This window comes from Streptomyces geranii, from assembly GCF_002954775.1.
Lineage (GTDB): Bacteria > Actinomycetota > Actinomycetes > Streptomycetales > Streptomycetaceae > Streptomyces > Streptomyces geranii.
This window is the reverse complement of the sequence record NZ_PJME01000035.1, coordinates 66,618-86,313: the sequence shown is the minus strand read 5'-3', so window position 1 is coordinate 86,313 and position 19,696 is coordinate 66,618. Positions and strand designations below refer to the sequence as shown.

Below are 19,696 nucleotides of genomic sequence, written 5' to 3'. Positions count from 1 at the left end.
CCCGTGCCTGCCGCTCCATCCTCCCTGGTCCCTGCCGTCCTGGAGAAACTGGGTCCCCTTCACCAGCACGACACCGGCGGCCTGCGCGCCCACCTCCAGCACGTACCCGACCCGCGTTCGCGTCGCGGACGGTGGTATCCCCTGGTCGGCCTGCTGCTGATCTGCGCCTGCGCAGTCGTCTCCGGCGCCCGGACCATCACCGAGATCACCGAGTGGGGACAGCGCGCCACCACCACAGTGCTGGAACACCTCGGCATCCGCCGCCATCTGCCCGGACGCCGACGCGCCCCGTCCCATGCCACCCTCACCCGGCTCCTGGCCGCCCTCGACGGCGATGCCCTGGACACCGCGATCGGCGCCTACCTGGCCGGACACAACCACACCGACGCCGGCACCACCAGCTCGGCACCGCGGCCGGCGATCGCGGTGGACGGCAAGGCGCTGGCCGGCTCCGCGCACCGCCAGCAGCGCCACCGGCACCTGCTGTCCGCCGTCACCCACGCCCCCACGGTCACCCTGGCCCAGCGGGAGGTGGGGGCCAAGACCAACGAGACAGCCGCCTTCCGCCCGCTGCTGGAACCCCTCGACCTGACCGGCACCGTGGTCACCTTCGACGCACTGCACAGCGTCAAGGACCAGGTGCGCTGGCTGGTCCAGGAGAAGAAAGCCCACTACATCGCGGTGATCAAGGGAAACCAGCCGACCGCGTCGGCCCAGCTCAAGGCTCTGCCGTGGGAACAGGTGCCCGTAGCTCACACCGTCTCCGGCACCGGGCACGGCCGGCGCGAGTCCCGCTCGGTCAAGACCATGGCCATCGCGGCAAACCTGGGCGGGATCGCCTTCCCGGAAGCACGGCTGGCCCTGCGCATCCACCGGCGCCGCCAGGAGAACGGCAAGCGGCAGACCCGGGAGACGGTCTACGCAGTCACCAGCCTCGATACCCACCAGGCCAGCCCCGCTGACCTGGGCGGATACGTGCGCGGCCACTGGGGAATCGAAAATTCCAGCCACCATGTCAGAGATGTGGTGTTCGCCGAGGACGCCTCCACCGTCCACACCGGCAGCGCGCCACGGGCGATGGCTGCTCTGCGGAACCTGGCCATCGGCAGGTTGCGGTTGCTGGGAGCGGACAACATCGCCAAGACCACCCGAGCGATCCGGGACGCACCCGAACACGCTGTCTGGATCTGGGGCATCAGCGACAGCCCGCTCCTACCGGGAACTTGAAGCCGCCCTGGCCCCGAGGTGCAACGTCTCACACACCGACCTCGTCGATCAGCGCGAACAGTTCGGGCGCGTCCGGGCGGCGCAGGACCACACCGGCGTCCTCGTCGCTGGGGAGCCGGGTCAGGCGGGGACGCAGCGCCCAGGCCAGCAGCAACAGGAACGCTCCCGGCAGCATGAGGAACCCGCCCCAGCCGCTCACCAGGCACCAGATCCCGGTCACGGTCAGCAGGGCCGTCACCGCGTGGATCAGCAGCGCGACGGCGTACGCCAGCACGCCGGACACGTCACGGCGGGCCCGGCGCCCATCCGCCGCGTCCGTGCTCGCCGTGCTCATCGTGGTCAGGAGGCGCTCGCCGTGCCGTTGCGCCAGCGTGCGGCGCAGGGTCTCCAGGCGGCCCCTGCTCTCCTCCGGGCCGCCCGGGTCCACGTTCCAGTCGCAGGCCGGGCACCACTTGGTGAACCGGCTGTCCACCTGGATCTCCGTATCGCACTCAGGGCAGCTGCTGGATTCCAGCACGCCCTCTCCCGTGGTCCGCATCTCTGCGTACCTCCCCCTCAGCCCCTCGACCTCTCTCCAGAGGTCGCCCTGCTCATGACATGTCGGGGTCGATCATGTCATTGCCGCCGGTGCGTCGGAGGCGTTGGAGGCGTCGGAGGCGTCGGAGGGCGGACCTCTTCTCCCACCCCCCCCGGCCCCGGTGAGGCAGGGCGCCGCCCGCCTCACCGGCCCACCCCGCGTCAGCGCGTCCTCAACACCCGCCCACCCGCCGGGAACCCACCACCACGTCGTCCATCCGCACGTCGTACGACGACGGTGTCGGGTTGCCCTGGTACAACTGCCAGCCCAGCTTCAGTTCGTCGAACGTCGGGAAGGTGAAGTCCGAGTCCTGCGCGCCCCCGTGACGCGTCGCGTCGACCGTCAGGTCGGACTGCTCGACCCCGTCGAAGTACACCGTCACGCGGCTGTCCGCGGCGTCCAGATGGAACTCCACGCAGCTCCAACTCCCCGCCACCGCCGGTGCGGACGTCTTCCACGACGTCCAGTCGCCCGTCGGGCCCAGGTCGGAGCCGACGCCCCAGAAGTTGCCGTGGTCCGTGGGGGCGTACTGGCCGCCCAACGGGCGTACGAGGGTGGGGGAGTCGGCGCCGGAGGCCTCGGCGATCGTCCAGTGGGCCCAGTCGGGTGCTGTCGGGAAGTCGTCCACGCGCAGGCGCAGCCGGGCCCAGTAACTGTTCCCGGGTGCCGAGAGGTTGGGGAAGACCACGAACGCGCGGCCGTTGCCCTCCGTACGGATGCGGAGTTCGCGGCCCTTGCCGGTCGAACTCGGGGCGACGGTCAGGGTGCTGCCGGCGGATGTGTCCGTCGTCCAGCCACGGCCTGCCGTGACCGGGCCGAGCGGGAGGCGGTCGAAGTTCTCCCGCGCGAAGACCGGGAAGGCCTTGTGCGGAGCGGGAGTTGCCGAGGCGGTGGGGGGTGTCGCGAGCAGTGTGGCCGTCGTTGCCGCTATGGCCGACAGTGTCGCGATCGTCTTCCTCAGGATGGTCATGTGCCCAGTCTGTAACCGGAGTTGACCAACTTCCCAGCCCCGCACCGGCGTTGTTGACCACACCCGACAACACTCGGTCGTGCCCCATCGCGCTCGATCACACCCGCACTATGCCCACCGCGCCGCACACCCCCGCCACATGTATCGCGAACCCCTTCCCGGAATCCTGCGGCTCCGCCGGGTCCGCCCCCGTCTCCCCCACATGCGTCAGCACCGTCCCCGACATGTGCACCCGCACCGCCCGTTCCCTCGGCACCGTCAGCTGCACATGACCCCCGACCACCGTGACGCGCACGGTCGTCTCGTCCTCGGCCGACGCCTGTGTCAGGTCGGCGCGCAGGTCGCCCAGTACCGCGCGAGCCGTGACCGTGCCGTGCGCGCCCTGCGGCAGGACGACCCGGCCCGTCGTCAGGATCCGGCTCCAACTGGTCGTCCGTACATCGTGCGAGGCCGCCAGGGCCAGGCCGGCGCCCGCCAGCACCAGTACGCCGGGCAGCGCGATGTCCTCCACCTCCTGCGGGCCGACGCTGTCGGACATCGTCAGCCCGACCAGGGCCACCGCGCCGATGACGAGCGGGCCGATGTACGAACCCGTCGGCAGCGCCGAGCGGAGGACGTTGAGGACGGCCACCGTCAGGAGGATCCACGGCCACCAGTGGGCGCCGAACACCAGCGCCTCGCCGACCCGCCGGGCCGCGTCCCCGGCGACGAAACAGCCCACCGCCAGCAGGACGATCCCGACCCACACCCGGAACCGCGACCCCTTCGATTCCACCATCGCCCGTTCACTCCCAACACAACGTCCGGTGGCCATGCTCCTGTCGACGCAGAAGCATGGCCACCAGAGGGAAACACGAGTAACAAACCTGGACGATCAGAAGACCGGAAGGTCAGAAGCGGCGCGTGATCAGCGCCCGCTTCACTTCCTGGATCGCCTTCGTGACCTCGATCCCGCGCGGGCACGCGTCCGTGCAGTTGAACGTCGTACGGCAGCGCCAGACGCCGTCCCGGTCGTTCAGGATCTCCAGCCGCTGCTCGCCCGCCTCGTCACGCGAGTCGAAGATGAAGCGGTGGGCGTTCACGATCGCCGCCGGGCCGAAGTACTGCCCGTCGTTCCAGAACACCGGGCACGACGACGTGCACGCCGCGCACAGGATGCACTTCGTCGTGTCGTCGAACCGCTCGCGGTCCTCCGCCGTCTGGAAGCGCTCGCGCGTCGGCTCGTTGGTGTCCTTCGTGATCAGGAAGGGCATCACGTCCCGGTACGCCTGGAAGAACGGCTCCATGTCGACGACCAGGTCCTTCAGGACCGTAAGGCCCTTGATGGGCTCGACCGTGATCGGCTTGGCGGGGTTGATGTCCTTGATCAGCGTCTTGCAGGCAAGGCGGTTCTTGCCGTTGATCCGCATGGCGTCCGAGCCGCAGATGCCGTGCGCGCAGGAACGACGGAAGGTCAGCGAACCGTCCTGGTCCCACTTGATCTTGTGCAGGGCGTCGAGGACGCGTTCCTTCGGGTCGATCTCCAGCAGGAAGTCTTCCCAGACCGCCTCGGCCGCCAGCTCCGGGTTGAAGCGGCGGATGCGGAAGGTGACCGTGATGTACGGGGAGTCGGCGAAACCGGGCTCGGGCTCGCCGGCCGCGTCCGCCTTGTCCAGAACAGGGGTTGCCATCAGTACTTACGCTCCATCGGCTGGTAGCGGGTCTGGACGACCGGCTTGTAGTCGAGACGGATGGACTCGGTGCCGCTGTCGCCCACCTCGCGGTACGCCATCGTGTGGCGCATGAAGTTGACGTCGTCGCGGTTCGGGTAGTCCTCGCGGTAGTGACCGCCGCGCGACTCCTTGCGGGCGAGGGCCGACACCGCCATGACCTCGGCGAGGTCGAGCAGGTTGCCCAGCTCGATCGCTTCCAGCAGGTCCGTGTTGAACCGTTTGCCCTTGTCCTGGATCGACACGTTGCGGTAGCGCTCGCGCAGCTCCGCGATCTTCTCCACGGCCGTCTTGATCGTCTGCTCGGTACGGAACACCATGACGTTGGCGTCCATGGTCTCCTGCAGCTCCAGGCGCAGCGCGGCGACCCGCTCCGTGCCCGTGGACTCACGCAGGTGCTCCACCTGGGAGATCACCAACTCCGCCGGGTTCTCGGGGAGTTCGACGTACTCGGCCTTTTGGCTGTACTCCGCCGCCGCGATCCCGGCCCGCTTCCCGAACACGTTGATGTCCAGGAGGCTGTTCGTGCCCAGGCGGTTGGCGCCGTGGACCGATACGCACGCGACCTCGCCAGCCGCGTACAGGCCCGGGACGACCGTCGTGTTGTCGGACAGCACCTCACCCTCGACGTTCGTCGGGATGCCGCCCATCGCGTAGTGCGCGGTGGGCTGGATCGGGATCGGGTCCGTGTACGGCTCGATGCCCAGGTAGGTGCGGGCGAACTCGGTGATGTCGGGCAGCTTGGCGTCCAGCTGCTCCGGCGGGAGGTGGGTGAGGTCGAGGTAGACGTGGTCGCCCTCGGGGCCGCAGCCCCGGCCCTCACGGATCTCCGTATAGATGGACCGCGAGACGACGTCACGCGACGCCAGGTCCTTCATCACCGGCGCGTACTTCTCCATGAAGCGCTCGCCGTCCTTGTTGCGGAGGATGCCGCCCTCACCGCGGGCGCCCTCCGTCAGCAGGATGCCCATGCGCCAGATGCCGGTCGGGTGGAACTGGAAGAACTCCATGTCCTCCAGCGGCAGCCCGCGACGGTAGACCGCCGCCTGGCCGTCACCCGTCAGCGTGTGCGCGTTCGACGTCACCTTGAAGAACTTGCCGCAGCCGCCGGACGCGTAGATCACGGCCTTCGCCTGGAAGACGTGGATCTCGCCGGTCGCCAGTTCGTAGGCGACGACGCCCGCGGACCGCTTCACGCCGTCGATCTCGACGATCAGCTGGTCGAGGACGTAGAACTCGTTGAAGAACTCCACGCCCTCCTTCACGCAGTTCTGGTAGAGCGTCTGGAGGATCATGTGACCGGTGCGGTCGGCCGCGTAGCAGGACCGGCGGACCGGCGCCTCACCGTGGTTGCGGGAGTGGCCGCCGAAACGCCGCTGGTCGATCGTCCCGTCGGGCGTCCGGTTGAACGGCAGGCCCATCTTCTCCAGGTCGAGGACGGAGTCGATGGCCTCCTTCGCCAGGATCTCGGCGGCGTCCTGGTCGACCAGGTAGTCACCGCCCTTGATCGTGTCGAAGGTGTGCCACTCCCAGTTGTCCTCCTCCACGTTGGCGAGCGCGGCGGCCATACCGCCCTGCGCGGCGCCCGTGTGGGAGCGGGTCGGGTAGAGCTTCGTCAGTACGGCGGTACGGCTGCGCTTCGTCGACTCGATCGCGGCGCGCATGCCGGCGCCGCCCGCGCCGACGATGACGGTGTCGTATTTGTGGATCTTCATCAGGAAATTCCTCAGTCCCTCTGTCCCTCAGTCCCTCTGGCCTTCAGCACCGTGGCCATCAGGCTTCTAGCGGATGTTCGGGTCGAAGGTGAAGATCACCAGCGTGCCCAGCAGGATCGTGAACACCGTGGCGGTGTAGAGCAGGCCCTTGAGCCACAGCCGGGTGTTCGCGCGCTCCGCGTAGTCGTTGATGACGGTGCGCAGGCCGTTGGCGCCGTGCAGCATCGCCAGCCACAGCATCAGCAGGTCCCAGACCTGCCAGAACGGGGAGGCCCAGCGGCCGGCCACGAAGGCGAAGCCGATCTTGGAGACACCGCCGTCCAGCACCAGCTGGATCAGCAGGTGGCCCAGGACCAGCACGACCAGGACGATGCCGGACAGCCGCATGAACAGCCAGCCGTACATCTCGAAGTTGCCCCGGGTGGACTTCGGGGTCTTCTTGGTGCGCTTGCGCGGGGCCTCGATCAGGGGCGCCGGGTTGTCGGCGTCGTAACCGGAGAAGGCGCCCGCGCCCTCGACGGGGCCGATGCCCGAGGCGGTGGATTCAGTCGTCGCCATGTGCGTCAGCTCCCGAACAGTTCACGAGCGGCGTGACCGAGGACGGGGTAGATCGCCCCGATCATCAGTACGACCCACAGGCCGACGACGGTCCACAGCATCTGCTTCTGGTAGCGGGGGCCCTTCGACCAGAAGTCGACGGCGATGACACGCAGGCCGTTGAGCGCGTGGAAGAGGATTGCGGCGACGAGGCCGTACTCCAGCACGGCGACGATCGGCGTCTTGTACGTGGCCACGACCTTGTCGTAGGCCTCGGGGGAGACACGGACGAGAGCGGTGTCCAGGACGTGTACGAACAGGAAGAAGAAGATGAGGACGCCGGTGACTCGATGAGCCACCCAGGACCACATTCCTTCCCGGCCGCGGTACAGCGTTCCAGCCGGCACGGAAAACCCTCCGGGAGCGGGGATCGGGGCCGCGCCGGCTCGGTGTGTCGGACGGGCCCGGCCGGGTACGGTCCACCGGCCCCGGCCATCGTAGCGACGTGTTGTCGGAATGCTTACAGCGGGCCTACTGATGTGATCAAACAGGCTTCGTACGGGCTATTGCGTGCGGCTACCGGGGGAGGGGGTGCTGTTGTTTCGCCGGGTGCGGGTCGTCAGTGGCTGGTCGCGCCCCGCGGCGGAGCCGCAAATGTCACAGCCCCGCGCCCCTGAGTACGCCCGTCAACCGTTCTCTTGCCAGGCGCCGGAGTTCCTCTGCCGCCACTACCCGCTCTTCCTCCGGGTCGTTCGCCAAACGTGACCGGATGGCCGCCAGGATCGTGTTCAGCACCTCTGTGGGAGGGGTGCCGTCGAGGCAGATGACGAAGACGTGGCCGAAGCGGGCCTCGTATGCCGCATGGGCCGCACCCAGCGCCGTATGTGCCACCGCGTACACCCCCTCCGGCAGCTCCGGCAGCGACTCCGCCGCCAAGGCCTCGCAGAGGTCGCCCGGGGTCAGGTCGTAGGCCGCCTCGTCCGCTGCCGCGAGGAGGGAGTCCAGGTCCGGGTAGGGGCGGTGGTCGGTGAGGCGGTGGGACCAGCGGAGGCTGCGGAGGCAGGCGAGGAGGGTGCGCTCGATCTCCGCGGCGGGGGCGGTGTTGAACCGGTCCAGGCCGGCCGGCGTAGGAGAGGGGGACTCGGTGCGCGTCTGGGTCGGCATGGCCAGCCGGCCGGAGAGAGGGGAAAGGCGGTGCGCGGGCAGCGGGAGTCCTCGGAGTTCTGGGTTGCCGTGGGAGAAGTACCGCTCACATTATCGAGAGTGGTCAGGAGCTGTCCTTCGGCCGTCTGAATTTCACCCGAACGGGAGAGTTTCGGAACGTACGGTGGACTTAGGAGGTGCGTGGCATGCGGGAGATACGTAGGGCTCGGGCAGGTGGGAACCGGTGACCGGGCGGCGGCGCAGGGCTCCTGAGCGGAAGACGTACGGGCGCGGGTCCGGGTTGCTTCTCGGAGCCGGAGTTCTCGTCGCCGCCGGGGCGGTGGGCGTGTCCGTCGCCTTCTGGCCGGTCGGTGACACGGGCCCCGCCACCGGCACCGCGGCCGGTGACACCGCGTCCACCGGCGCGGCCCGCTCCTCCGACGTGCCCGGAGCCGGCTCCTCCGACCCCGCGGCCGTGTCCCGCACCCCTTCCTCCACCGCCCCCACCCCGACCGTCCCCGCCCGCGCCTACCCCCTGTCCAAGACGCCCCGCACCATCCCCGCCGTCCGCGAGCACGTACCCGCCCGGGGCCCCGGCTGGCGCCCCGCCGCGACCGCCCGGGTGGTCGTCACCGCGGCCGGCCTCGCCGACGAGGGGAAGCTGCTCGCCGGTGAGCTGAGGATGACGTACGGCGGGACGGCCGCCCCGCGTGCCGGGGACGTCCAGCTCAAGCTGGACCCGGGGCAGGCGGCGAAGGGCCGCGAGTCCTACACCCTGACCGTCAGGAACCGCCTGGTCACCGTCGCAGGACCCGCCGAGGCGGGCGTCTTCTACGGCACCCGCACCCTCAAGCAGGAGGTGGCCGCCGGAAGCACCGCCCCCGAGGGCGTCGTACGCGACCGGCCCGCCAAGGCGCAGCGCGGGCTGATGCTGGACATCGCGCGCAAGCACTTCACGGCGGCCTGGATCGAGGCGCGCGTCCGTGAGCTGGGCGACCTCAAGTTCAACGAGCTGGGCCTGCACTTCTCCGACGACCAGGGCTTCCGGATCGCCTCCGACAGCCACCCCGAGGTCGTCTCCGCGCAGCACCTCACCAAGGCCGAGGTCCGCCGCATCCTGGACCTCGCCGCGAGCCGGCACATCACCGTGGTGCCCGAGATCGACTCCCCGGGACACCTCGGCGCGGTTCTCGCCGCCCACCCCGACCTCCAGCTGAAGAACGCGCAGGGCGTCGCTGCGCGCGGGGCGATCGACATCTCCAAGCCCGGCGCCGCGAAGATCGTCGACGACCTGCTGGGCGAGTACGCCGACCTCTTCCCCGGCGCGTCCTGGAACCTCGGCGGCGACGAGTACCGGGCCCTGACGGTGTCCAACCCCGCCGCCTCCTACCCCCAGCTCGCCGCCGCGGCCAAGGCCAAGTACGGGTCCGGCGCCGGTGTCTCCGACCTCGCGACGGGCTGGCTCAACGACCGCGCGGCCACCGTCCGCGCCCACGGCCACACGGCCCTGCGCGCCTGGAACGACGGCTTCTACCAGTCGAGTTCGGTGCAGCCGGGCAAGGACATCCAGGTCGCCTACTGGACCGGCAAGGAGATCGGCGCCCGGCAGCCGACCGGGTATCTGAGCGCGGGCCGCAAGGTCGTCAACTACAACGACGAGTACCTCTACTACGTCCTCGGCCAGCCCAACACCTTCGTCTACCCCACCGGCGAACGCATCTACAAGCAGTGGACCCCGCGCGTGCTGCGCGGCAGTACGGCCGTGTCGTCGGCGTACGACAAGCAGATAGTCGGCGGGGCCTTCGCCGTCTGGTGCGACCTCGCCGGATCGCAGACGCAGAACCAGGTGGCCGCAGGCATCCGCATGCCCCTGCGCGCGACCGTCCAGAAGCTCTGGGACCCCCGGGCGAAGCCGCCCCTGACCTGGACCGAGTTCAAGACGCTGGCGGGACGGCTGGGCTGAACGGGCCGCACAGGCCGATGGGCCGAATCGGGTGGACGCACGGGCCGCACGACCCGTAAGTTCCGCGTAAGTAACACCAGTAGTACTTACGTGCTGGTGGTGTCACGCGTATTCGTATGCCGGGCGTACTCCTGGGAGGGAGCGCGCCCGGCTTCTTGTCGGGGGACCCGCATGACCAGTGAACACACCAATGAACACCGCCCGCTCGCCGCACCGACCGGGCCCGCCTTCCAGCCGCACGGCCCCGCCTGGCTCCGCTCCCCGGTCGGCCTCGGCAAGGCCGTCGCAGCGCTGCTCGGTCTGGTGATCGCCGTCGACCTGTTCGCCGTCTACGCCGACCTCGTCATGTACGACGTGATGGGGTCCCTCGCGATCGACGGCGTCGACGGCGCCGCCTACGACGCCCTCATGCGCGACGCCGACCACGCGGACTCGCTCTACGCCACCGCCGGATACCTGCAGCCGGCGTCCGTGGTCGTGACGATGATCGTCTACCTGGTCTGGTTCCTGCGGGTGCGGGTCAACGCCGAGGTGTTCAACCCGTTCGGCCACCGCATGAAGCGCGCCTGGGCGGGCTGGGGCTGGTTCGTGCCGTTCGTGAGCCTGTGGTTCCCGCGCCGGATCATGGTGGACATCTGGGACGCGAGCAGCCCCGACGGCCGCGCACGGCACGGCCTGGTCAACACCTGGTGGACGCTGTGGCTCGGCTCGCTCCTCACCAGCCGGTTGGCCTTCACCGCGTACCGCTCCGCCGGGACGGCCGACGAGATCCAGAGCGCCGCCGGGCAGATGCTGGTCTCGGACGTGGCCGACATCGCCGCCGCGATCCTCGCGATCCTCGTTGTGCTCCGGCTCACCCGGATGCAGCACGAGAAGGCGTTGCGCGGTCCGGCCCCCGTGAGCGCCTGACCCGCCCGGCGCGTCGGATCACTGGCCAACTCCCTTGGGCCTGTGGTGTATTCGGCACGGGTAGTAGCGAGTAGTAGCGAGCAGCGCCGAGAAGAGTGAGCAGTAGCGAGCAGCAGTGGGCAGGACCGAAAGGCCGGGGGAAGGCATTGGGTTACTGGGGCTACCTGATCGTGGGCAGGAGCGAGCGGCCACTCGCCGAGACGGACGCGCTGCGCGCGGTGCGCGACGGGCTGACCGTGCGCGAACGGCGCGACGACGGCTGGCAGGTGTGGGAGTACCCGAGCGGCGACGGTGACGTCGGCAGCATGAACACCCTCGCGCTGGAGACGGACGCGCCCGCGCTCTTCGGGTACGTCATGGACAGCCGCTGTGTCGTACTGGAGGCGGCGGCGCCCGAGAGCGGCGCCTGGACCACCTGTCTGGCCCGCGAGGCCATGGCCGGGTATCTGGGCGCCGGGCAGGGGGACGGCGGCCCCGAGGACGAGGGCGAGGGCGAGGACGGGGACGAAGGGGGCGGCGGGCTCACCCTCGACGACTACTTCCTCGAACCCGGTGACGCGGCCGGCCGCGCGGTCGACTGGGCCGCCGAGGCCGGTCACAGGGTGAACGCCGGGCCGCTCCTCGACGTACTGACCTCAGAGCCGGACCCTTTGGCCGAAAATCTGTTCTTCCGGTTCCTGGACCGCCTGGGTGTTCTGCCCTTGTGACGAGCCGGGTACGTTGCACGCAGCAAGGAAACGCGCGGGCTCCGTAAGGGTCGGCGTCCTGGCGAGGGAGGCGTGCATGAGCCTGGTGGAACTGATCGCTCGGGCCGACGAGCGCGGCCTGGCAGCGGGCGGACTGGCTTGTTTGGATCGGTGCGTGTCCCTCCTGGGCGGGGACGACGAGATCCTGCGCCCCCTGTGGGCGGGCCTCGCCGACGGTGCCGAACCGGAGGAGTGGACGACCCGCCTGGAACAGGTCCGGGTAAAACTCCAGACCGACGCCACCGACGACACCGAGACCACGGGAGAGGGCGGGGCCGAGGGTGAGGCCGTCCTCCTCGCCCGGCGGATGCTCGCCGCCGCGCCCGCCACCCGGTCCGCCGCGAGCGTGCGCGAATGGGCCGACGCCTGCTCCGTCGCCGCCCTGCGCATCCACCGGCTCCTGGACGCCTCGGCCACCGGCGCGTCCTCGGTCGACTCCTTCAGGGAAGGCCGTACGGAGGGCATGCCGCCCCTCGTCGAGGCCGAACTGCGGCGCCAGACCAGGGTCCTGGAACTGCTCGCCGAGCACGGCGCGGGCGGACTGCGGCAGGCGATGGCGGTGTCGACGGAGGGGCGGCGCGTACTGCGCGCGGTGGTGTCGAGACGGGCCCGCGGCCGGGCCTGACCGCCGGGAGAGGGCGGTTCCTGTGTGCTTCCCGTGATCGTTCCGGGAGGGACCTGCGATGGTCCCGCACCGATCCGGGGCAGTCGCCGCGATGGGGGTGACACCGGCCGCCACCTGCACGCTTTCCTGAACTGTGACAGCACACCGAGCAGCACACCGGACACCGCAACGCCCGCACGCCGCCGCCAAACCCGTGCGCTGGGCCGCCGACACCGTCGCCACGATGCGCGAGGGCGCCCGGCTGCGCCTCGACTACTCGACCCAGAGCCTGTGGCGCGTCGACCGGATGATTGAGGAACTCCGCCGCGAGCAGCCGCCGTACGCCGCCGTGGAGTCGGTGCTGCGCGGCTTCGGGGCGTACGCCGGTGAGGTGATCGTCCGGGGGACCGGGGGCGGCGCCGAGTGGCTGGAGGCGGGTGGCGGGCACTGGGTCCGTACGGCCGACGGGCGGCTGTGGGACCCGGTCGACGAGGCTCGCCGCTGTTTCGCCGGGCACGGCTCGCTGCGGCTGCTGTGCCGGGACGCGACGACGCCCTGAGCTGCCCCGCAGTCCCGGCTGGGTGCCGGCTGTGACGTTTCCGCGCCCCGGGACGCAGTTGCCCATGGGAGGACAGCGCTTGGGCCAGGGACGACGGGAACCCCGCCGAGTACAGGTGTACGACGAGGAGTTGGGCGATGCCGTGGCGCGGGCCCAGGACGGTGACGAGGCCGCCTTCGCGGTCGCGTACCGGCTGGTGCAGCCCGGACTCCTCGGCTATCTGCGCGGCCTCGTCGGCGACGAGGCCGAGGACGTGGCCTCCGACGCCTGGCTGGAGATCTCCCGTGACCTGGGCCGGTTCAAGGGCGACGGCGCCGGTTTCCGCGGCTGGACGGCGACCATCGCCCGCAACCGCGCCCTCGACCTGCTGCGCCGAAGACGGGTACGGCCTCGGGGGACGGCGCTCGAAGACGACGTACTGGAACTGCCCGGTCCGTACAGCACCCCGGACCAGGCCCTGGAGACCCTCTCCACGGAGTACGCCCTCGGTCTCGTCGCCGGGCTCCCGCGTGATCAGGCCGAGGCGGTCCTGCTCCGCGTGGTCGTCGGTCTCGACGCCACCACCGCCGCCCGGGTGCTCGGGAAGCGCCCCGGCGCGGTACGTACGGCCGCGCACCGGGGCCTGAAGCGCCTCGCGCGGCAACTGAGGGATCTGGGGGATGTGGGCGATGTGGGGGATCCGACATGAACGCCGACGACAGGACAGGCGGCCGACCGGCCCGGGAACGTGAACTGGCCGGGCTGCTCGCAGCCGCTCTGCGCGAGGGCGCCGGGGCCGGGGAGCGGGCGGCGATCGCCGCGTTTCTGCTGGCCAGGGACGCGGGAGCGCACAAGACGGCACGCACCCGGCGACAGGACGACTGGCGGTGAACGGGCGGCCGACGGCAGATTCCGTACCGCCGATGGCAACGGCCGGAGCCGCCACCCCCCACAGGAGAGGCCCCGGCCGTCGCGCGGCACGGGCCGCGCGGCGGCCCGTATCTCCTACAGCGCCGCGCGTGCGTTTTCTGTCACACCCTCAGCTGCGGCCTCCGCGCATCACGGGTTGGTTGCACGTTGTACGGACATGGACGAGCAGCGGTTTCACGCCGTAACGTGCCTTTCGCTGAAGGCTGCGGACGACAGGCAACTGCATCCACTGAGATCTTGAGGTGCGCTCGGTGCAGGGGGACGACGCGGAGCTGACCACCGCGGTGCTTGCGGCACAGACCGGGGACGAGACCGCGTTCCGGACTGTGTACCGCGCGGTGCACCCACGGTTGCTGGGGTACGTACGGACGCTGGTCGGCGACCCGGACGCCGAGGACGTGACGTCCGAGGCCTGGCTGCAGATCGCCCGTGACCTGGACCGGTTCAGCGGCGACGCCGACCGCTTCCGTGGCTGGGCCGCGCGAATAGCCCGCAACCGCGCACTGGACCACATACGGATGCGCGGGCGCCGCCCGGTGACAGTCGGCGACGAGACCGAACTGTCCGGGCGGGCCGCCGACTCCGACACGGCGGTCGAGGCCATGGAGTCCCTGGCCACCGACAGCACCCTCTCCCTCATCGCCCAGCTGCCGCAGGACCAGGCCGAGGCCGTCGTGCTGCGCGTGGTCGTCGGTCTCGACGCGAAGACCGCCGCCGAGACCCTCGGCAAGCGCCCCGGCGCGGTACGCACGGCGGCGCACCGCGGACTGAAACGGCTCGCGGAGTTGCTCGGGGCGGACCCCGAGGCGACCGTCGCGCTCGACGCGCTGCCACTGCCACGGGAACCGCACGGACGTGCGGTGACGTCGGCCGGTGTGACGCATTCGCGTTCGCGGACGCAGAAGGACATGTGATGGCCGACGACGACCGGTACGGGTGGCTGGACCGCGCTACGGCGGAGCGTTTGCTGAGCGGCGAGCCGCTGGAGGCTTCACTCGCGTCCGCGGAACCCGAGGTCCGCGACCAGGCCGAGCGACTCGCCAAGACCCTCGGCGCCCTCTCCCTTGACACCCCGCCGCACGACAGCGAACTCCCGGGCGAGGCCGCCGCGTTGGCCGCCTTCCGCAAGTCCCGCCCGACGGCGGACCCGGTCGGCGCGACCGGCCTGGCCACGGAGCCCGGCCGGGACCGAGAGCTGGACCGGGACATGGGCCTGGTACGGGTGGGCGGCTTCGGGCGTCCTGGCGCGGCCTCCCGGAAGAGCGGTTCCCGCCCCGCCCGCTGGGGCCGTCCGCTGCGCCTCGGGCTCAGTGCCGCGTTCGCAGCCGGGATGGTCGGCTCGGTCGCGGTCGCCGCGGGCGCCGGGGTCCTGCCGAACCCCTTCCGCGGGGACGCGCCCGGCCGCCCCGCCGCCACCGTCTCGGCCGCCGAGTCGCGCGACCCCATGCAGGCCTCGCCCTCGCCGGACGGCTCCCGGGGCAAGGGCGTCCCGTCCCTCAGGCCCGACAGCACGACCGGAGGTTCCGTCGACAGGGGCACCGGCGGGGCCGGGGTGGCGCCGGACGGCTCGGCCGACGGCGACCAGGGGACGGACCGTTCCGACCTGGGCCTGCCCGAAGGCTGGCGCAGCGGACTCGCCTCGTCCTGCCGTGACATGCGCAGCGGCAAGAAGCTGGAGGCGGAGCGCAGACGGGCCCTGGAGGAGGCGGCCAAGGGCTCCCAGAAGGTGTCGCAGTACTGCGAGGACACCCTGAAGGCCGAACCGACCGCCCGCTCGAACGCGGACACGGGTGCCGGTGCGGGCGCGGGGGCCGGCGGCGACCAGAGCGGCGGCCCCGGCGGTACGGGCGGCGACGACGGCAAGGGCGACGGCCAGGGCGGCGGAACCGGCACGGGCACCGGGGCGGGTGCAGGTGCGGGTACGGGCGCGGGTGCCGGAGGCGGCAACGGCATCGGCAACGGCCAGGGCCACGGAGGCCGGGCCGCCGCGCAGCCGACGCCCGCACCGACGGCCTTCGTCGCCCTCAAGGCGGCGGCACCGGCGGACGACGCCCCGGCACCGGCCCCCGAGGACCCGTCGTACGGCATCCTCCCGCTGCCGACGGCGACCTGAGCGTCAGTACACCCGCCGCACCCCGCCCGCACTCCGCCACATCTCGGCGGAACCCTTCCTTGGTGTGCGCCGCGATTGACCGCACCGCACCACGCCGACCTGCGAAAACGCGCCCGCTCAAACTTCCCGCGTGCCGGGTGTGACATTTTCGGCGGCGCCGACGCAGTAGACAGTGAGCCGACTGGTCATCGGTTCCTCGCACAGAGCCGGGGTTCCCCCCGTACCTACGGCTCGTGCACCTGGCGCGGGCGGGACACGTTCCCCCGGTCCCGTCCGCGCCCCATCTCTCGCGACGACCGCCGTGACGACTCCGGCGACGACCCCCGCCTCACCAGTAGATGACGACCTTGTCGCCGGTGCTCACCTGGGCGAAGATCGAGGCGATCGCCAGCTCGTCCCGGATGTTCACACAGCCGTGCGAGGCGCCGCCGTAGCCACGGGCCGCGAAGTCGGCGGAGAAGTGGACCGCCTGGCCGCCGCTGAAGAACATCGCGTAGGGCATGGGGGAGTCGTAGAGCGTCGAGACGTGGTGGCGTGACTTCCAGTAGACGCTGAAGACGCCTTCCCGGGTCGGCGTGTACTGGCTGCCGAACCGCACGGCCACCGTCGACACGGTCCGCCCGTCGACCATCCAGCGCAGTGTGCGGCTCGTCTTGCTGATGCAGAGCACCCGCCCCTGGAGACAGCGCGGGTCGGGATAGGCGGCGGGCTGCCCGCCCATCAGGAACAGCTCCCACTGCCCCGGCTCGCGTGTCATCCGCAGCAGCCGCTGCCAGGTGACGGTGTCGGTCTTCCCGGTGCGTGGCAGCCCGCGCTTGCCCTGGAACCCCTTGACGGCGGTCTCGGTCAGATCGTCGTACGACCCGGTCGGCCCGTCGTACAACCAGGCGACCTGCCGCAGCCGGGCCTGCAGCTCCCGCACATCCCGCCCGCTGTCACCGCGCGACCAGAGCACGACGGCGGCGGCGGCCTTCCTGGGCGCCGCTGTCGGCGTGGGCGTGGGCGTGGCGGGAGCGGTGGCGGGCGGACGCGACACCTCGATGTGCACGGGCGCCCGGGGCTTCCCGTCCGGGTCGGTGGTCTGCACGGTGCAGCCGCCCACGGCAATAGCCATGAGAGTGACGAGAGCAGCGGAAATCACCTTTCGCATGCCCGTGATACGCAAACCGGACCCCCCAGACTCATCCCCTGTACCCCGTCCAAGTTACGCGGAGGCGGCCACGACGACCCGGGAGTCGGAGTCGGAACTACCCGTCGAACCGGCGTACGGCGGCAGCCTGACATTTGGCACACCGTACGGTGCGGCGGGTGTGTACAGTTCTTGCATGGACACGTATCCACTCGTGGAAGCCCGCAACCAGCTCGGACAGCTTGTCGGCCGAGTGCGGCACGGCGGCGAACACATCTTGATCAGCGAGTACGGCAAGCCTGCGGCGGCGCTCGTCCCGATAGGGGAACTGGAGGAACTCGAGCGTCTCCGGGACGAGGCCGACATCGCGCTGGCGCGTGCCCGTGAAGCGGCTCCAACGGGGCCGTCCATGACGCACGAAGAGTTCGCGGCCCAGTTGGAGCACGAGGACCGGCAGGCCGAACAGTGAGCCATACGGTGGTGTGGGAGGACGGCGCGATGGGCGAGTTACGCCGCCTCCGCCAGTTCGACCCCATCGGGGCGAAGGCATGCATGGCAGCGGTCCGGGAGCTGGGCGACTCGCCCAGGCCGGAGGGAGCGCGCGCCTTGGGCGGATCCGGCTACTACCGGATGTCTGTCGGAGCCTGGCGCGTGCTGTACCGACCGGACGACGTCACCGTTACCGTCCATGTCGTCAAGGTGGGCCGGGTCGCCTGAGACAGCGGATCCCCTGCCGTCGCCCACCCGGCGAATTCCCAACCCGGAGTGTCGTACCCCCGTGCGACACTCGCCCCATGTTCGGCGTAACTGACCTCCCCACGTATCTCACCGGCCTGATCCTGATCGTCCTGCTCCCCGGCCCCAACTCCCTCTACGTCCTCTCCGTCGCCGCCCGCCGAGGCGTGCGCGTCGGATACCGGGCCGCCGCGGGCGTCTGGTGCGGGGACGCCGTGTTGATGACCCTCTCCGCGGCCGGGGTCGCCTCGCTGCTCCAGGCGAACGCCCTGCTGTTCGGGATCGTGAAATACGCCGGAGCCGGCTATCTGACCTGGCTCGCGATAGGCATGCTGCGCGCGGCCTGGGCGATGTGGCGCACGCGGCGGGACGAGGCCGAGGCCCAGGACGTGCCCGTCGGCGCCGACGAGCGGCCCTATCGCCGGGCCCTCGTCATCAGCCTCTTCAACCCCAAGGCGATCCTGTTCTTCGTCGCCTTCTTCGTGCAGTTCGTCGACCCCGGCTACGCCTACCCGGCCGTCTCCTTCGTCGTCCTCGGCGCCTTCGCCCAGCTCGCGAGCTTCCTCTATCTCACCGCGCTCATATTCGGCGGGACCAGGCTGGCCGCCGCCTTCCGGCGCCGGAGGCGCCTGTCGGCAGGGGCGACCTCGGCGGCGGGCGCGCTCTTCATCGGCTTCGCCGTGAAGCTGTCGCTGGCCAGCAGCGTCTGAGTCCCTAACCCAGGGCGCCCACACCCTCCGCGTACTCCCGCAGCCCCTCCGCCGTCGCCCCCGCCCAGCCGACGTAACCGTCCGGGCGGACCAGGAACACCCCGGTGCCGTACACCTCGTACGAGGCCAGGCGGACCGTCGGGACCGGCAGCAGGGGCACGGGTGTCGCCGTGCCCACCGTCAGCAGGGTCCAGTGCGGGCCCCGGAACGCGTCGAAGAGGCGTACGCCGTCCACCGTGCCGTCCGGGGCTCGGTCGCCCGCCCGTACCGGGCCGGGGGACGGGCGGGTCTCCGTCGTCAGGGACGAGTCGCGGTAGCCGAGGCCGAGCTGGCGGGTCGCCTCGCCGCGCCTGATCTCGCCCCGGTGCACGCCCGTCGAGATGCCGAGCATCCGCGCGGCGATCACCCGGCGCTCCTCCTCGTACGTCGCCAGCAGTGACTCCGGCGCATCACCCCTGAGTACTACGCCCAGCTTCCACCCCAGGTTGTACGAGTCCTGGACACTGGTGTTCAGGCCCTGGCCCCCGGCGGGGGAGTGGACGTGCGCCGCGTCCCCGGCGAGGAACACCCGGCCGGCGCGGAAGCTGTCCGCGAGGGCCGCCCTCGGCCGGAAGTCGGAGGCCCAGCGGACCTCCGTCACGTCCTCGGGGGCGAGGTGCGAGCGCGCGGCGGCCACCTTGCGGATGCCCTCCAGGGACACGTCCAGGTGCTCCCCCTCCGGGAACTGCGCCACCAGCTGGAAGTCCTCCGTCCCCGCCAGCGGACAGATCGCCATGAAGCCCGAGCCCTCACCCTGTGGTGGGAACACGTGCCAGTTGTCGCGGTCCAGGCCCCTGATCCGGACGTCCGCCACCAGGATCGGGTTCGGGTCGACCGTCTCGCCCGTCATCCCGATCCCGAGCGCCCGGCGGACCGTCGAGCGGCCACCGTCGGCCGCGACCACGTACCGCGCCCGCACCGGCGCACCCGCCGCGAAGGCGACCGTCACGCCCTCCGCGTCCTGGTCGAGCCCCACGACCTCCCGGCCGAACAACACCCGCCCGCCGCCGCCCAGTTCCGTCAGCCGCTCGAACAGGATCTCCTGCGTCCGCCACTGCGGCACCATCCACGGCTCGGCGCCGAAGGGAGAGTCCTCGCCGGCCTCCGCCGGGTCGAACATCCGGTGCTCACCCGCCCGCTTCCCGTCCTGCCAGATCATCCCGACCGGGTACGGACCCCCGGCCGCCCGGATCGCGTCCAGCACCCCGAGGTCCTCGAAGACCTCCATCGTGCGCGGCTGGAGCCCCTTGCCCCGCGACCCGGGGAACAGCCCCTCGGCCCGCTCCACGACCACCGCGTCCACCCCGCGCCGCGCGAGGTCCACGGCGAGTGCCAGTCCGGTGGGCCCCGCGCCCACGATCAGTACGTCAGTCATCACGACTATCTCCTTAATGTTGTTAAG

General features: G+C 71.0%; 23 protein-coding genes. 13 read left to right on the top strand and 10 right to left on the bottom strand.

What is annotated here, in order from left to right; all coding sequences use genetic code 11:
• Positions 1-3 precede the first annotated feature (3 nt).
• Positions 4-1,227 (top strand): ISAs1 family transposase, encoded by a 1,224-nt coding sequence (locus tag CW359_RS31485; protein ID WP_232838687.1) that lies wholly within the window; start codon positions 4-6, stop codon positions 1,225-1,227.
• Between the two features lie 28 nt (positions 1,228-1,255).
• On the opposite strand, the gene CW359_RS31480 is transcribed toward CW359_RS31485, so the two are convergent.
• The 8 genes from CW359_RS31480 to CW359_RS31445 form a co-directional block, all read right to left on the bottom strand.
• Positions 1,256-1,765: a hypothetical protein gene (locus tag CW359_RS31480; RefSeq protein ID WP_198655460.1), complete on the bottom strand. Its 510-nt coding sequence runs from the start codon at positions 1,763-1,765 to the stop codon at positions 1,256-1,258.
• 211 nt (positions 1,766-1,976) lie between these two features.
• Positions 1,977-2,774, bottom strand: coding sequence for a hypothetical protein (locus CW359_RS31475; RefSeq protein ID WP_105973592.1), 798 nt, complete (start codon positions 2,772-2,774; stop codon positions 1,977-1,979).
• A 97-nt stretch (positions 2,775-2,871) separates the two neighbouring features.
• A complete protein-coding gene (locus CW359_RS31470) occupies positions 2,872-3,552 on the bottom strand; it encodes a hypothetical protein (protein WP_105973591.1) in 681 nt (226 codons plus the stop codon).
• Positions 3,553-3,664: 112 nt separating this feature from the next.
• Entirely contained in the window at positions 3,665-4,444 is a 780-nt protein-coding gene (locus CW359_RS31465) for a succinate dehydrogenase iron-sulfur subunit (RefSeq protein ID WP_105973590.1), read from the bottom strand.
• Positions 4,444-6,198, bottom strand: a complete 1,755-nt coding sequence (gene sdhA / locus CW359_RS31460) for a succinate dehydrogenase flavoprotein subunit (protein ID WP_105973589.1) — start codon at positions 6,196-6,198, stop codon at positions 4,444-4,446. Before sdhA ends, CW359_RS31465 begins: the two co-directional genes overlap by 1 nt.
• 66 nt (positions 6,199-6,264) lie before the next feature.
• The gene (locus CW359_RS31455) at positions 6,265-6,756 is read right to left on the bottom strand and encodes a succinate dehydrogenase hydrophobic membrane anchor subunit (protein ID WP_105973588.1); all 492 of its coding nucleotides are present in this window, start codon (positions 6,754-6,756) and stop codon (positions 6,265-6,267) included.
• A 5-nt stretch (positions 6,757-6,761) separates the two neighbouring features.
• On the bottom strand, positions 6,762-7,142 hold the full coding sequence (gene sdhC / locus CW359_RS31450) for a succinate dehydrogenase, cytochrome b556 subunit (protein WP_105973587.1): 381 nt from the start codon (positions 7,140-7,142) through the stop codon (positions 6,762-6,764).
• 250 nt (positions 7,143-7,392) lie between these two features.
• Positions 7,393-7,899 carry a 2-oxo-4-hydroxy-4-carboxy-5-ureidoimidazoline decarboxylase gene (locus CW359_RS31445; protein ID WP_105973586.1) on the bottom strand — a complete coding sequence of 169 codons (507 nt, stop codon included), beginning with the start codon at positions 7,897-7,899 and terminating at the stop codon, positions 7,393-7,395.
• A gap of 223 nt (positions 7,900-8,122) precedes the next feature.
• On the opposite strand from CW359_RS31445, the gene CW359_RS31440 reads away from it, so the two are divergent.
• The 9 genes from CW359_RS31440 to CW359_RS31400 all read left to right on the top strand — a co-directional run bounded on the left by CW359_RS31440 (position 8,123) and on the right by CW359_RS31400 (position 15,681).
• Positions 8,123-9,841 (top strand): beta-N-acetylhexosaminidase, encoded by a 1,719-nt coding sequence (locus CW359_RS31440; RefSeq protein ID WP_408647540.1) that lies wholly within the window; start codon positions 8,123-8,125, stop codon positions 9,839-9,841.
• 171 nt (positions 9,842-10,012) lie between these two features.
• Positions 10,013-10,750 (top strand): DUF4328 domain-containing protein, encoded by a 738-nt coding sequence (locus CW359_RS31435; RefSeq protein ID WP_105973584.1) that lies wholly within the window; start codon positions 10,013-10,015, stop codon positions 10,748-10,750.
• A 146-nt stretch (positions 10,751-10,896) separates the two neighbouring features.
• Positions 10,897-11,457 carry a hypothetical protein gene (locus tag CW359_RS31430; protein ID WP_105973583.1) on the top strand — a complete coding sequence of 187 codons (561 nt, stop codon included), beginning with the start codon at positions 10,897-10,899 and terminating at the stop codon, positions 11,455-11,457.
• A 76-nt stretch (positions 11,458-11,533) separates the two neighbouring features.
• Positions 11,534-12,121 carry a hypothetical protein gene (locus tag CW359_RS31425; RefSeq protein ID WP_105973582.1) on the top strand — a complete coding sequence of 196 codons (588 nt, stop codon included), beginning with the start codon at positions 11,534-11,536 and terminating at the stop codon, positions 12,119-12,121.
• 133 nt (positions 12,122-12,254) lie between these two features.
• A complete protein-coding gene (locus tag CW359_RS31420) occupies positions 12,255-12,659 on the top strand; it encodes a hypothetical protein (RefSeq protein ID WP_105973581.1) in 405 nt (134 codons plus the stop codon).
• A 79-nt stretch (positions 12,660-12,738) separates the two neighbouring features.
• Positions 12,739-13,347: an RNA polymerase sigma factor gene (locus tag CW359_RS31415; protein WP_105973580.1), complete on the top strand. Its 609-nt coding sequence runs from the start codon at positions 12,739-12,741 to the stop codon at positions 13,345-13,347.
• Positions 13,344-13,529, top strand: a complete 186-nt coding sequence (locus CW359_RS31410) for a hypothetical protein (protein WP_105973579.1) — start codon at positions 13,344-13,346, stop codon at positions 13,527-13,529. The genes CW359_RS31415 and CW359_RS31410 overlap by 4 nt, the downstream gene beginning before the upstream one ends.
• A 290-nt stretch (positions 13,530-13,819) precedes the next feature.
• Entirely contained in the window at positions 13,820-14,482 is a 663-nt protein-coding gene (locus tag CW359_RS31405; protein WP_105973610.1) for an RNA polymerase sigma factor, read from the top strand.
• A complete protein-coding gene (locus CW359_RS31400; protein ID WP_105973578.1) occupies positions 14,482-15,681 on the top strand; it encodes a hypothetical protein in 1,200 nt (399 codons plus the stop codon). The genes CW359_RS31405 and CW359_RS31400 overlap by 1 nt, the downstream gene beginning before the upstream one ends.
• A gap of 328 nt (positions 15,682-16,009) precedes the next feature.
• Here the strand turns inward: CW359_RS31400 and CW359_RS31395 are convergent, their stop codons facing one another.
• Positions 16,010-16,795, bottom strand: a complete 786-nt coding sequence (locus CW359_RS31395; protein ID WP_232838686.1) for a L,D-transpeptidase family protein — start codon at positions 16,793-16,795, stop codon at positions 16,010-16,012.
• A gap of 211 nt (positions 16,796-17,006) precedes the next feature.
• On the opposite strand from CW359_RS31395, the gene CW359_RS45495 reads away from it, so the two are divergent.
• The 3 genes from CW359_RS45495 (at position 17,007) to leuE (ending at position 18,255) form a co-directional block, all read left to right on the top strand.
• On the top strand, positions 17,007-17,279 hold the full coding sequence (locus CW359_RS45495; protein WP_157968671.1) for a type II toxin-antitoxin system Phd/YefM family antitoxin: 273 nt from the start codon (positions 17,007-17,009) through the stop codon (positions 17,277-17,279).
• Positions 17,276-17,527, top strand: a complete 252-nt coding sequence (locus CW359_RS31385; protein WP_157968670.1) for a type II toxin-antitoxin system RelE family toxin — start codon at positions 17,276-17,278, stop codon at positions 17,525-17,527. The genes CW359_RS45495 and CW359_RS31385 overlap by 4 nt, the downstream gene beginning before the upstream one ends.
• A 77-nt stretch (positions 17,528-17,604) precedes the next feature.
• Complete coding sequence (gene leuE / locus CW359_RS31380) at positions 17,605-18,255, top strand: leucine efflux protein LeuE (RefSeq protein ID WP_105973575.1); 651 nt, start codon at positions 17,605-17,607, stop codon at positions 18,253-18,255.
• 4 nt (positions 18,256-18,259) lie between these two features.
• On the opposite strand, the gene CW359_RS31375 is transcribed toward leuE, so the two are convergent.
• Positions 18,260-19,672, bottom strand: coding sequence for an FAD-dependent oxidoreductase (locus CW359_RS31375; RefSeq protein ID WP_105973574.1), 1,413 nt, complete (start codon positions 19,670-19,672; stop codon positions 18,260-18,262).
• Positions 19,673-19,696 lie beyond the last annotated feature (24 nt).